The following is a 13,156-nucleotide window of genomic DNA, read 5'->3' as shown; positions in this document are numbered from 1 at the left end:
CGAACGCAGATCGGCCCCGCCAACCGCCGGCTCGACTGAGCCAGAGATGGACGGGGCCGGAGCGATCCTGACTTAGGCGCCGTCGACCGCCTTGCTGACCAACACATGGACTTCCACGCGACGGTTCTGGGCTTTGCCTTCCGGCGTGGCGTTATCAGCGACCGGATCGGAAAGCGACATGCCGGCCGGGGCGAGCATGCGGTATGGCTTCCACTTGCAGGTCTGCTGCAGATAATTGAGCACGCTCGCCGCACGCTTCTCGCTCAGCGTCTGGTTGAATTCCGGGTCGCCGGTCGAGTCCGTATAGCCGACCACGAGCAGCAGGGCATTCTCGGTGGCCTCAGCCTGCGCCGCAGTGGCGCAGAGGTTCTGCTTGGCCATCGGCGAGAGCACCGCCTTGCCGGTGTCGAAGTTCACGTTGGTCGTGCTCTTGATGTTGTACTTGTCGATATCACCCATGCGGGCGCGCAGGGCGTCCGTCGCGGCGGTCTGCTCCTCAAAGCGCTGCGAGGTGCCATTGTGGATCATTTCCGCCGTGCGCAGATCGCGGTTCTTGAGGTCGATCTTGCTGGCGACGAGACCGCCGCCGCCCTGCAGCGTGTCGACCTTGACCGGCAGGCCGTTCAGGAGCTGATCGGCACCCAGCTGATCGCGGTTGAGGCCGAGGAAGCCGCCGCTGGCGGTAATGCGGGTCGAACTGTTAACGGTAACCGTATTGCGCGTGCCATCGGTCGAGGTGATCTGCAGCTGGTCGCCATTGCGCGCGGAGATAATCCCCTCGATCTCCGGGCCCGCCGTCATCTGCGCGGAATCGGTGTAAACCGTCGTCGAGACATCCGCCTCAGGCGCGGTTTCCGTCTGCGCGAGCACGCTGCCGGATGCCACGCCCGTCATCAAGGCCAGCGTCATAAGAAGCTTGGAACTGGTGGAAAGGGTATTCATTGCGTTTCTCCTACTCGTCGATCGGCCGGGGTCTGCAGGATCGCAGCATCATCCGACCGCCGCTCGCGAGGTGCGTATTCGACTGTCAGAAACCCCTCCGTCATGAACTCTCCGAACCTTTCAATGCGGCGCAGGAAGCACCACGAGTTCCTGCGTGTTCAGGGGAACCTTGCGCATAGATGAACGGTTCCCCTCCCCCCACGTTAACCACCGGTAACCAGAGTGGATCATGCGGCAGGACGACTTTGCGCCGACTCAACTCGGCGATGCAGGCGCACAGAAATGCGATGACCGACGAACGTGCAACAGGGTCCGCCTCGCTCGGCGAGGACAGCGAAGGCATGCCTCATGGCAGCGTGTCGGCGCCTATTCCATCAGCGCCGCATCACCCCAGGTTACCGGGTCGGGAAAGCGCTCAGCCTGCGCCGTCCGGGCGACCAACTCGATGATACGCACCCCGTGGACCGCAACATCCAGCAGTTGCGCCGTTTCCCCCGCCTGGGCCGGCTTGGATCGGGCGAGCAGCTTGCCATCCCCGTAGATCAAGAATGTCACCGGCTGCTGGCGGGAGCGCGCGGAGTCATCCACTCCCACGGAGGCGACGAAGCGCCGAAACCCCTCGTTGCGCACCTCCACCCGCGAATTGGCGAGAATGCCAAGACCGGTCTCGAAGTGCGTGCCTGCGATGGACAGGGCCTGCCCGAACGGCGTCTGGTCCAACCGTGCCCCGCCCCAGCCGCCATATTGCGTGCGCTCGCCTCCACCCTTGGTCCCGCGCCAGGGGAGGAGTCCGCGATGCACTTGCGGGTCCGCCTCCGGCACGACGACGCCATCCTCCGCAGGATTGACCCGTGACGGCAGCTCGGAAAGATAAAGCCCGCCAACGAGCCGCCGCGCACCCTTTGCGCGAAAGATCAGCGTCTCATAGGGCGCGAGGTCGAGGGCTTGCTCGCCGGTGAACTGGCGGTCTGCGCCCTGCCAGAGATCGGTCAGCCTGACCGGCGCACTGGTCGAGAACTTCAGGTGATCCGCCGTCAGCACTGCCTTGGCGGGCGCCGCCGTGCGGTTGAAGACCGCGACCGCCTTGTCGCCATCGGCAAGCGTCTTCACGAAAATCTGCACGTCCTGCGAATCGAAGGCGAGCACCGCCTGATTGCCTGCGGGGTCCTGATTGAGCGCGACGATCCGCTCATTGCCGAGGATCTCCAGCATCTGCGGCGAGGCCGTGCGCAGATCATAACCGATGATCAGCGGGGCATTGACCATGGCCCACAGCGCCATGTGCGAGCGCGCACGGACGGGGTTGGTCATGTCGAAATCCCCGGTGCCGACGAACAGCATGTCGGGGTCGTTCCAGGAGCCGGGGTGAGCATAAAGGGGGCGATGCGCGACGCTGTCGAGATTGTGCAGCATCCGGCTCCAGGTGGGGAAGATATCCTCGCTGGTGCGCGACATGTTGCCGACCGTTCGGGACCATGCCCGCGAGTCCGCCGATCCCCACAGGCACAGCGAATAAACATAATCCTGGTCGGGATTATGTCGCTCCAGCGCCTGCCGCACCTCGTCATACAGCGCCTTGACGGCCGGAATGTTGGTACGCCCGAGCGACTCCACGTCGATCAGCGGATCGAGGCCGCGATACTGCCCTGCCTTCACGCGCGGGTCGCTGGGTGGCAGCCCGCGAATACCGCAGGCGTCAACTTTGATGAGATCGAAGCCCCATTCCTTGAAGTAGAGCGCGATGTCCTGATCGACATGACCGTAGAGGCCCACTTCCCGCTCCAGCACCGTGCCTTCAGGCTGGTTCGGGAAGGTCGATGTGAACACCTGCCCACAGGAATTGCGACCGATATCGGAATAGATGCCGGCCTTGAGGCCCATGGCGTGCAGCTTTTCGGTGAGCGGCCGAAAGCTGTTGCCGCCGCCTGCGGTCGCCGCCGAGGGAAAAGTCTCGGTCCGGATCAGCATCCGCCCGTCCGGCTGGCGGCGCTTGAGCCACCAGCCATCATCGATGTTGATGTAGCGATAGCCTTTTGCGGCGAGGCCGCTCTCCACGATCACCCGCGCCGAGGCCATCAGCTTGGCTTCGTCGATATCGCTGGTGAAGGCGTTCCAGCTGTTCCAGCCCATTGGCGGCAGCGGGGCGTGCCCGCCGCTATAGATGCTCCAGCGCCCCGTTGGCGCCAGCGGATCAACCGTAGCGCTGCGGGCGGCACCCGACGGCGTGGCGGGGGCTGTCTGGGCGACGGCCTGCGTCGCTGCCAGCGCCACCGCCGCCACCGTCAGCCAGAGGCGGGACGCACGCCCGACCGTCATCGTGCCGCACCGGCCTTGGCGACCAGATGGGTACTAAAGAACGGCAGCACATGGTCCTGGAATCGGAACGCGACATGGCTGGTATGCGTGCCCTCATAGAGGGTGAAGCTGTTCGCGATGCCGTAGGAATCGAGGACCTTGTGCAGCGTCTCGGTGTCGGTCTTGAGACTATCCTGATCGCCGACGTCCATCGCGATCGCGGCATAGCCTTTCAGCGCGCCGATATATTGGTCGACAAAAGCCAATGGCGCATTGGCCGCCCATTTTGCCAGAATGGCATTGCGCTGCGCCTCGTCGCCGCTCGGAAGATCGAGATAGAGCGGCGGCTTCTTGGGGTTGGGCGACCAGGCCGCGCCGACCGCGAGCTGCGCCCGCAGCGGGAATGGCAGGTTCGCGGAGTCAGCGGGGGATTTGACCGCCGCGATCTGCGCCAACCCGGCTTCGTCCAGCGCAAAGGCATCGCGCGCAGACAGGCAGCACGGGCTCATCAGATAGAGCGCCCCAAACTGATCGGCGTGCTTCATGCCGATCCGCGCCGCGCCATAGCCGCCCATGGAATGGCCGACGAGGCCCCGGCTCTGCGGGCTCGCCAGCGTGCGATAGTGACTGTCGATATAGGCGATGAGATCGTGCGAGATGAACCGCTCAAAGTCGCCGGTTGTCGCCGAGCTTGAGTACATCGAGCCATTGTGGATGGTCTTGCTGTCCGGGAAGACCAGGATCATCTCCTGCGCGCCCTTGGCCAGCGCACCCTCGATCACTTGCGGCACATGGATTTCGCCGATCCACTGCTCAGCGCCGATGGAATAGCCGTGCAGAGCGTAGACGACCGGATATCTTTTGGCCCGGTTGGTGGCATAACTGGGCGGCAGGACGACGATGACATCGCGATCGGCAGACTCGCCTTCCAGATTCCCTGCGATGGCCGGGGAATGGACCTTGATACGCTCGACCGTCACCTTCGGCGCGCCCGGCACCGGCCCCGGCGCGTTGGTGGCAACCTGCGCCAGAGCCGGCGCGGGAGGCATCGCCAGGCACAGACCTGCCAGCAGGGCCGCGTGAATTGCGCTTTTCTTCCTAGTCATCCCATCCTCCTGTTTTGGTGATTATCAGCGGCAGCCAGTCAGCCACCGCGCAGTTGCTGCATGACGAGCGCTCGGATGCGGGAGTAATTGCCCTGCCGCAGCGGCCCCAACAGACCGCGCTGCGCCTCCGGCAGATGGGCAAGCGGATGCCCGTCGCGCTGAAAAACATAATGATCGAAATAAGCGCGCCATGCTTCCCGCTCGGCGGCCGGGCGAACGGCGATGGCGATCATGGCCAGCATCATCGCTGTCATCGGCGCATCCGGGCCAGCGGAGAAGGCATCCCACCAGTAATTGACGAGCATGTTGAAGGATGCGGTCGCCTCCACCTGATGCCACCATAATTTGGGGAGGTAGAGCGCGTCGCCCGGCAGGAGCTCGACCGTCGTGGCCCGCGCGCGGGCCTGCGCCATGCGGGGGTAACGGGGATCGCCCTCCGGCGCCGAGGCCGCGAGACTGATGGGCGGACCGGACAAGGTGCGGTCGATCGGCCCCACATACAGGTCGCCAATCGCATCGGGCGGGTACAGCGTGAAGCATCGCCGGCCCGCCACCACGCAAGCGAGATTCTCGAACGTGTCGTAATGGCAGCTCACATGAGATGCGTTGCCCAGCCAGATGCGCGGCACAACGCCCTGCGGCATGAATGGCAGGGCATTGTCCGCCTCAAAGCCCGGCACATAGCTGCTGGTCGGCAGCGAGCCCATATACACTGTGCCATCGCCGGGGGTCTCGGCGCGCGCCAGGATCTGCCGCAAGCCCTCGCGCAGAGGCACCTCGCGCCGCTCGAAATTGAAGCCGTCCAGGCCATCGTCGTAAAAATAGCGCCCGGCAATGTCCGGCGCGCCGACGAAGATTTCTCCCGGCCGGTCTGTGGCGAAACGGTCCAGATAGTCCGCGAGCGCACCGTCCGCCTGCGCGGCCGCGCGGACGACCGGCCAATCGGCGCACAGGCCGCGAACAACCGCAGGCTGGCAGGGCTCGACCAGCAGGCGCCGAAACGCGCCGGCGTCGGTCAGTGCCTCCCGGTCCAGCTCGGCAATGGCGGCGGCCATCGAGCTTCTCCGATCAACCGGCCCGGGTCAGCATCTGGTTGCGACGCTCGGCCAGCACCGGAACCTGTTTGAGCGACGCCGCGACGCAATAAGCCAGTTGAAGATCGCCATTGCGGAACAGCGCCAGCACGCTGGCATCGTCAAGATCGTGCAACCGATCGAGGCTGACCGTGTATAAGCCCGCCAACTCAATGGTTTCGCCATCGTCGAACCGCAGCGAGATATCGATCGGCTGAATGATGCCCAGGCGATTGAGCGTGGCAATGAAGCGCTCGGCCTCCTGCTGGCCGGCGACAATCTGTCCAAGCAACCGCTGCATATGCCGCGTGGTCGATGTCGCCCCGCCATCCTCATCGAACAAAGGCTCGCCGGACACTTCGCTCAGGCGGGGGCTGGCCCGGTCGATCGCGATATTCTCACCGGACACGAAGAAGGCCTCACGCTGCTCATCGAGCGAGCGGAAAGGCGCCTTGCCGGAATGCGAGTCGACCAGCAGATTTTCGCCTTCCTTGAAGCCGAACAGGGCACCGACATAGAAAGCGCCGGTTTCCGGGTTCTTCGCAAAGAGAATCGGGCAGACCGCCGCAGCCGCCGCAAATTCCGACGGCAGGACCGGCACGAAATTGCGCGTTTCCGCCGAAATTGCGCCCAGGCGCAGGTGCCGATGGGCCTGCGAATCCAGAATTTCGAGTGCTGCTTCCATGCCATCCCTCTCCTCATTTTTCTTGCGGTGGCGGGAGCGCGCTTCTTGACGCTATTCTCCGCACCGCAATTCCAATCGCTGCAATCCACCGCAGGAATCGGACGTTTTCGGTCGATAATCCAGCCCTTTGGTGGGCCATATATACACCGAAAATTTGAGCTTGATAGCGCTACCTTTTCGCACTAACGTTCAAGCATAGAAAAACACGATGTCTGGAGAGGGTGTAAGCGTGACGTGTCACGCCGACAAGGGACCACTTTATCCGCATTATGTGAAAACCGGCGGCAGCAATGCCGTTTCGTGGCGTCTTCTGTCCGGGAAACCGGCCAGCGGAGCCGTTCGATGATTACAAGTGGAGGGGGTTATGAAAGGCAATCAGCCTAACTTCGATTATCTCAATCGTCCTGCAATTCTCAAGGCGGTCCTGCTCGGCGCCCCCAGTGCCCTGGCGCTGATCGTCTCGGCACCGGCGATGGCCCAAAGCAGCGCAGCGCCCCAGAGCGCATCGACTGAAGACATCATCGTCACCGGCTACCGCGCCTCGCTCCAGCAGAATCTCGACATCAAGCGCGAGTCCGCCGGCGTCGTGGAAGCGATCTCGGCCGAGGACATCGGCAAGTTCCCCGATCCTAACGTCGCGGCCGCCCTGCAGCGCCTGCCTGGCGTCTCCGTGCAGCGCAACGGTCGCCGTGGCGAAGCGGACGGAGTCACCATCCGTGGCTTTGGCGGCGACTTCATCGACACGCTGGTCGATGGTCGCCACATTTCCACCGCCATCGGCAACCGCGGCGTCGATTTCACGACCATCGGCTCGGACTTCGTCGGCCGGCTGAACGTCTACAAGACGCCCAATGTTGAACTCTCCACAAGCGCCATCGGCGGCTTCATCAATGTGGAGATGCCCAAGCCGTTCGACCGTCCGGGTTTCCAGGTCATCGGCCGCGCCTCCGGCTCGCTCCAGTCGCGCAGCAAGGATGTGACGCCGTCTGCCGGCCTGCTGATTTCCAACACGTTCGCGGATGACACCATCGGCATCCTCGGCAACGTCAACTACAAGCGCACGGACACCACCTCTAACCGCGTGTTCGTACCGGGCTGGATCGGCGCCAATTTCGCGCCCTGCCAGGCCGGCCCCAATGTGCCGACCTGCACACCGACCAGCGATGCCACCAGCGCCGCCTGGGCTGACCCCAATAATCGCAATTCGGTGCTGAACTGGTTCCCACAGCAAACCGGCATCGAGCAGATTCACACCAAGGACGAGCGCCTCGATGCGCGCATCGCCCTGCAGTGGCAGCCCTCGGACAATCTGCTCATCACGGTCGATGACAATTTCAGCCGTCAGACCGTGCACAGCAATGCGTTCGGCTATGCCGCCTGGTTCAACGGCAGCGACCTGCGCAACGTGAAGTATGACGAGAACGGCACGGTCGTCGACTTCTCGCAGTTCGGTACGCCGATGGATTTCAACGCCAACTACACCCGCACCATTCTCGAGACCAACACCTTTGGCGCGAACGTCAAATGGGATGTCAGCGAGAACCTCAAGCTGGATGTTGACGGCTTCATTTCCCGCAGCACCCGCAATCCGGGTCGGAACGGCTATAATGACAGCATGGACATCGGCTACGGCGGCACCAATGCCGGTGGCACCACCATCCTGGGGGCCAATACCGGCGTCACGATCCTTGGGCCCAGCAAGGACTATCTGCCGCAGATCCACGACATCGGTCCGGCAGGCAATGTCTCGCGCTTTACCGACACCAGCGTGATCGGTTCGCACGTGATTGTCCGTGGCGCGCCCTACAATGCCGACACCGTCAAGCAATTGCGGGCCGTTCTTCGCTGGGATCAGGACAACGTCAAGCTGGCCTTCGGTGCCCAGTATATGGAAGACAAGCTGTACGGCGAGAACACCAGCACGTTCAGCAATGGCGTGTTCGCCAGCCGCTCGGGCTATGGCACGCCTTCCGGACGCCCCGGCGGATCAAGCGGCGGCATCGCGCCGCTGCCGGCCAGCGTCTATCAGGGCATCATCAGCACCGCGAACTGGATCCCCGGCTATCAGGGTAATCTCGGGCCTTCGGTCATCGTCTATGACCCCTATCAGGTCTACAAGCTGCTCGAAGCCTCGGGTGGATCGGTGGCACCGACGCTCGATCCGGCCAGCGTCTATGAAATCCGCGAGAAGACCTATGCCATCTTCTTCCGGGCGACCTTCGACACCGATCTGGGCGGCATGCCGTTCAGCCTGACGGCCGGTCTGCGGCACGAGGGCACGCATCTGACGTCCAACGCAATCGGGCGCCGTCTGCTAGGCCTGTCGATCCCGTCGGGCGATCCGACCCTCATCCAGCCGAACCCGGCCTTGGGGACCAACGGCTTCTCCGATCCCACCACCATCTCGCGCAGCTCCAACTACACCTTCCTCCTGCCCAGCCTGGATGCGAAGCTGGAGGTGATGCCCAACCTGCTGCTGCGCATGAGTGCCTCGCGGACCCTCACCCGTCCGGGCCTCGCCGCGCTGCGTCCCACCGTCACGCTGGGAACGTTGCGCGTGGGCAGCCTCTCGGCCAGTGGCGGTAACCCCGACTTGAAGCCGTATCTCTCCGATAACTTCGATGCGGCGGCAGAGTGGTACTATCAGCGCAACTCCTATGTTTCGGCCAACTTCTACCTCAAGCACATCACCAACTTCGTCGTCGGCGGTGTGTCGGTGCAGTCGATTGACGATGCGGTCGATCCCAGCACCGGCCGGATTGCGCGCTTCAACGTGAATAGCCAGGTCAACGGGCCGGAAGCGACCGTGAAGGGCGTGGAAATCGCGGTGCAGCACGTCTTTGGCGAGAGCGGCTTCGGCTTCCAGGCCAATGCCACCTTCCCGTGGAGCAATCGCAACTACGATCCCACCAGCACGGACGGCTCGGCCTTCTCGATCACCGGCCTTGCCAAGTCGGCCAACCTGATCGCCTTCTATGACAAGGACGGTTTCCAGATCCGTGGCGCCCTCAACTGGCGTGACGAATATCTGGTCCGGCTCGGTCAGGATCAGGGCGGTACCTTCGGTGCGGAGCCGGTCTATGTCGATCAGCAACTGCAGATCGATGCCTCGGCCAGCTATGACGTCACGCCTTTCGCGACGGTCTTTGTCGAGGCCAACAACCTCAACAATTCCACCTACAGCACGCACGGGCGGTTCAGCAATCAGACGCTGGATGTGTTCTCTTACGGACGCCGCTTCTCGGCCGGTGTCCGCGTGAAGTACTGATCGGGTTGACTTCTTGCCGGGGGAGCGCACTCCTGCGCTCCCCCGCATCGTTCATGTGAGTGGTCATGGTTCATCCGGTCAAGAATATCGTGATCGTCGGCGGCGGCACCGCCGGGTGGCTGACGGCTGGGATCATCGCGGCGAGACATCGTGGCCGCATCCCGCACAGTTTCACGGTTACGCTGGTGGAATCGCCGAACACGCCGATCATCGGGGTTGGCGAAGGCACCTGGCCCACCTTGCGCTCGACGCTCAAGACCATGGGCGTATCCGAAACCGACTTCTTCCGCGAATGCGACGCGGCCTTCAAACAGGGCGCGCGCTTCAACCGCTGGACCACCGGCGCGGCCGATGACGGCTATTATCACCCGCTCGTTCTCCCGGAGGGTTTTGCCCGGGTCAATCTCGTCCCCCACTGGCTCGCTAACGGAAAAGGCCAGAGCTTTTGCGACACGGTGTGTCCGCAGGGCGTGATCTGCGACGAGAATCTAGGGCCCAAATCCATCACCACGGCGGAATATGAAGGCGCCGCCAACTACGCCTACCATCTCGATGCCGGAAAGTTCGCGCCCTTCCTCCAGCGCCATTGCTGCGAGACCTTGGGCGTGCGGCATGTGCTGGCCGATGCCCGGCAAGTGCTGCTGGCCGAGGATGGCGACATCCGCGCCATCGACACCGAGCAGGCGGGCGAAATCGAAGGCGATCTGTTCATCGACTGCACGGGTTTTCGCAGCCTGCTGCTCGGCGATGCGCTGGGCGTGCCGTTCAAGGACTGCGGCGACATTCTGTTCTGCGACACCGCGCTGGCCGTGCAACTGCCCTATGAGAGCGAGAGCAGCCCGGTCGCGACGCACACCATCTCCACCGCGCAAAGCGCCGGCTGGATCTGGGACATCGGCCTGCCCTCCCGCCGGGGCATCGGTCATGTCTATTCAAGCCGCCACATTACGCAGGAGGAGGCCGAGCGCGAGTTGCGCGCCTATCTCGGCCCGGCGGGCGCGGACCTGCCGTTGCGGAAGATCGACATCCGCTCGGGCCATCGCGAAATCTTCTGGAAGCGCAATTGCGTCGCGGTGGGCCTCGCCGCCGGTTTCCTCGAGCCGCTGGAAGCCTCCGCCATCGTGCTGGTGGAACTCTCCGCCAAGATGATCGCCGAGCAGATGCCGGCCTGCCGCGAGGTGATGGACATCATCGCCCGACGCTTCAACGAGACCACCAGCTATCGCTGGGGCCGGATCATCGATTTCCTCAAGCTGCATTATGTGCTGACCAAGCGCACCGACAGCGCCTTCTGGCGGGACAATCTGCTGCCGGAGACCATTCCGGACCGATTGCAGGACCTGCTGCACCTCTGGCGTTACCAGTCGCCCTGGTTCCATGACGAGTTCGACCGCATCGAGGAGGTCTTCCCCGCCGCGAGCTACCAATATGTGCTGTACGGCATGGGCTTCCGCACCGAGGTCGCGCCCGAAGCGCTGACGCCCGAGGCCGCCGTCGCCATGCAGGCGATCCGTGAGAACAGCCGCCAGACCGACCGGCTGCGCACCAGCCTCCCGCGCCATCGCGAACTGCTGCGCAAGATTCGCGACTACGGCCTCCAGCCCGTCTGAGCTTTGGGGGCATGAGACAGGCTTCCGGCATTCGACCCCACGTCCCACGCTTATTGGGTAGCGCTACCTTTCTTCCACCACTTCGCGTCCTGATCGCATTGACCTGCGGATGGCCGTGCGTCGTCGCCGCGCAATTGCCGCCTGCGCCCGTCATCCCCGCAATGCCTGCGCGAGGCGCACCCAATTCGGAAGATGCCTTCGCCAATGTGCAGATATCCCCCCGACCGGAGGCCGAGCCGGTGGTGCTCTATGTCGCGCCGCTCGGAAACGAGACCGGCGATGGTAGCGCCGCGCGTCCGTTCGGCACGCTGGTGCAGGCGCAGGCGGCGGTGCGGCGGCTGAACCGCGACAGGCCGGTTACCGTCCAGCTCGCCGACGGCGTCTATTCCCTCGACGCGCCTTTGCACTTTGGCGCGGAGGATGGCGGTCATGCCGGCCATATCGTCCGCTGGGAAGCCGCGCCGGGCGCGCAGCCGACGCTCTCCGGCGGGTCGATCGTGCAGGGTTGGACGCTCGCCGACCGCGACCGCAACATCTGGACGGCGTCGATCGGCAAGGGCAGCGATCCGCGCCAATTATGGGTCGATGGCCGCCTCGCCCATCGCGCCGCTGTCGAGGCGCCTCGGAGCGCCTTCGCCTTTTTCGATTGGGGCATTCAGATCGTCGATTCGGCGTGGCGCTTCCTTGCGACCCTGCCCGACCAGAGCCGCATGGAGGTGGAGAACACCGGCTTTTTCACCGATCGACGGGCCGTCATCGACCGGATCGAGGGCGATCGCATCCTGCTCAAGCAGCCGGGCTGGCGGAACAATCTGATCGGCTACGATACCTTCGCCAAGCCGGTCTCCGGGACCAAGGCCCGCTTCTTCATCGCCAATGCCCTGGCCTTCATGCGCGCAGCCGGGGACTGGTACGCCGATCCGGCGAAAGGCGTGCTCTACTACAAGCCGCAGGATGGCCAGTCGCCCGAGGCCCATGAGATCGTCGTGCCGCGACGGGAGGCGCTCATCACGATCGCCGGGAGCGCGGAGGCGCCGGTGTCCGACATTCTCTTCGAGGGACTGGCCTTCCGCCACACAAGCTGGCGCGGGCCGAGCAGCGCCGAGGGCTATGCCAGCCAGCAGAGCGGGAGTTATCTCGCAGGCGACATCGCCAATTATCCCGCCGATCCAGTTCGCGATTGCAGCTGGGGCTGTGCCGCGTTCGAGGCGCAACGCAACCACTGGCGCCAGCAGCCCGCCGCCGTGCAGATTTCCGCCGCGCGGCGGATCACGTTCCGCAATGTCACCTTCGCGCAACTCGGGCAGATTGCGCTCGGCATCGGCAACAACCCGGAGGCGAATATGCGCGGCCCCGGGCTTGGCGCGCAGTCGATCGAGGTCAGTGGCTCGCGCTTCGGCCCGCTGGCCGGCGGTGCGATCATAGTCGGGGGAACGACCGTCGATGCCCACCACCCCTCAACGCCCGACCTGGCCGTCCGCGACATACTGATCCGCAACAATCACATCGAGACGGTATCGCAGGATTATCGCGAGCAGGCCGCCATTCTGGTTACTTACGCCTCGGCCACGCTCATCCTGCATAATGATGTTTCCGATGCGCCTTATGATGGCATTGATGTCGGCTGGGGCTGGGGGACCAATGATCCCGGCGGCAACACCGCCTATATGACGCGGGCGCGCGGCTATTATGATCAGCCCGGCAATCGCATCTATGAGACGCCGACGATCCTGCGCGACACGGTGATCTTCGGCAACCGCGTTCATGGCGTGAAACGCTGGTTTCCGGACGGCGGCGCCATCTACCATCTCTCTGCCGATCCGGGCGCGCTGATTGCCGAAAACCACATCTATGATGTCCCCGGCGGCATCGGCGTCTATCTGGACGAAGGCTCGCGCTACGTCACCGTGCGCAATAACGTCATCGACGGCGTCGGCCTGTGGGTGAACCTCAATGCGCAGGACGATGCCCGGCCACGTCGAACCAATCTGGATAATCTTGCGACCGGCAACTGGTTCAACAGCGGCAAGGCCAATGGCAATTGGTCAGCCTATCTGAACAACCACCTCGCCGATAACATCGCCGTCAACGGGCAGGCCTGGCCGCCCGAGGCGCGCGCCGTCATCTCACGCGCCGGGGTGCAGATGGACGGCACCCCGCCATGACCGCCCTTCCCC

8 protein-coding genes are annotated in these 13,156 nt (G+C 63.9%); 3 read left to right on the top strand and 5 right to left on the bottom strand.

The genetic code is table 11. The features are described from left to right. Positions 1–72: 72 nt before the first annotated feature. From M2331_RS04740 to M2331_RS04720, 5 genes are all read right to left on the bottom strand, one after another. Positions 73–942 carry an OmpA family protein gene (locus tag M2331_RS04740; protein WP_181559208.1) on the bottom strand — a complete coding sequence of 290 codons (870 nt, stop codon included), beginning with the start codon at positions 940–942 and terminating at the stop codon, positions 73–75. A gap of 366 nt (positions 943–1,308) precedes the next feature. Further along, complete coding sequence (locus M2331_RS04735) at positions 1,309–3,258, bottom strand: NPCBM/NEW2 domain-containing protein (RefSeq protein ID WP_181559207.1); 1,950 nt, start codon at positions 3,256–3,258, stop codon at positions 1,309–1,311. Further along, the gene (locus M2331_RS04730; protein ID WP_181559206.1) at positions 3,255–4,343 is read right to left on the bottom strand and encodes an alpha/beta hydrolase; all 1,089 of its coding nucleotides are present in this window, start codon (positions 4,341–4,343) and stop codon (positions 3,255–3,257) included. The genes M2331_RS04735 and M2331_RS04730 overlap by 4 nt, the downstream gene beginning before the upstream one ends. A gap of 38 nt (positions 4,344–4,381) precedes the next feature. Continuing rightward, complete coding sequence (locus M2331_RS04725; RefSeq protein ID WP_181559205.1) at positions 4,382–5,398, bottom strand: cupin-like domain-containing protein; 1,017 nt, start codon at positions 5,396–5,398, stop codon at positions 4,382–4,384. 13 nt (positions 5,399–5,411) lie between these two features. After that, positions 5,412–6,101: a SapC family protein gene (locus tag M2331_RS04720; RefSeq protein WP_181559204.1), complete on the bottom strand. Its 690-nt coding sequence runs from the start codon at positions 6,099–6,101 to the stop codon at positions 5,412–5,414. Between the two features lie 364 nt (positions 6,102–6,465). Here M2331_RS04720 and M2331_RS04715 point away from each other — a divergent pair, with 364 nt between their 5' ends. The 3 genes from M2331_RS04715 (at position 6,466) to M2331_RS04705 (ending at position 13,144) form a co-directional block, all read left to right on the top strand. Beyond that, a complete protein-coding gene (locus tag M2331_RS04715) occupies positions 6,466–9,369 on the top strand; it encodes a TonB-dependent receptor (protein WP_181559203.1) in 2,904 nt (967 codons plus the stop codon). A 65-nt stretch (positions 9,370–9,434) separates the two neighbouring features. Then, entirely contained in the window at positions 9,435–10,979 is a 1,545-nt protein-coding gene (locus tag M2331_RS04710; RefSeq protein ID WP_181559202.1) for a tryptophan halogenase family protein, read from the top strand. A 161-nt stretch (positions 10,980–11,140) separates the two neighbouring features. Next, positions 11,141–13,144 carry a right-handed parallel beta-helix repeat-containing protein gene (locus M2331_RS04705; protein ID WP_264592295.1) on the top strand — a complete coding sequence of 668 codons (2,004 nt, stop codon included), beginning with the start codon at positions 11,141–11,143 and terminating at the stop codon, positions 13,142–13,144. Positions 13,145–13,156: the final 12 nt, after the last annotated feature.

The sequence above is a fragment of the Sphingobium sp. B10D7B genome (assembly GCF_025961955.1).
In the GTDB taxonomy this organism is placed as follows: Bacteria; Pseudomonadota; Alphaproteobacteria; order Sphingomonadales; family Sphingomonadaceae; genus Sphingobium.
This window is presented reverse-complemented; position numbering and strand designations above follow the sequence as displayed.

Coding starts and splice junctions, on each gene's coding strand:
- M2331_RS04740 (WP_181559208.1), bottom strand. CDS start 942: ATGAATACCCTTTCCACCAGTTCCAAGCTTCTTATGACGCTGGCCTTG.
- M2331_RS04735 (WP_181559207.1), bottom strand. CDS start 3,258: ATGACGGTCGGGCGTGCGTCCCGCCTCTGGCTGACGGTGGCGGCGGTG.
- M2331_RS04730 (WP_181559206.1), bottom strand. CDS start 4,343: ATGACTAGGAAGAAAAGCGCAATTCACGCGGCCCTGCTGGCAGGTCTG.
- M2331_RS04725 (WP_181559205.1), bottom strand. CDS start 5,398: ATGGCCGCCGCCATTGCCGAGCTGGACCGGGAGGCACTGACCGACGCC.
- M2331_RS04720 (WP_181559204.1), bottom strand. CDS start 6,101: ATGGAAGCAGCACTCGAAATTCTGGATTCGCAGGCCCATCGGCACCTG.
- M2331_RS04715 (WP_181559203.1), top strand. CDS start 6,466: ATGAAAGGCAATCAGCCTAACTTCGATTATCTCAATCGTCCTGCAATT.
- M2331_RS04710 (WP_181559202.1), top strand. CDS start 9,435: ATGGTTCATCCGGTCAAGAATATCGTGATCGTCGGCGGCGGCACCGCC.
- M2331_RS04705 (WP_264592295.1), top strand. CDS start 11,141: ATGCCTGCGCGAGGCGCACCCAATTCGGAAGATGCCTTCGCCAATGTG.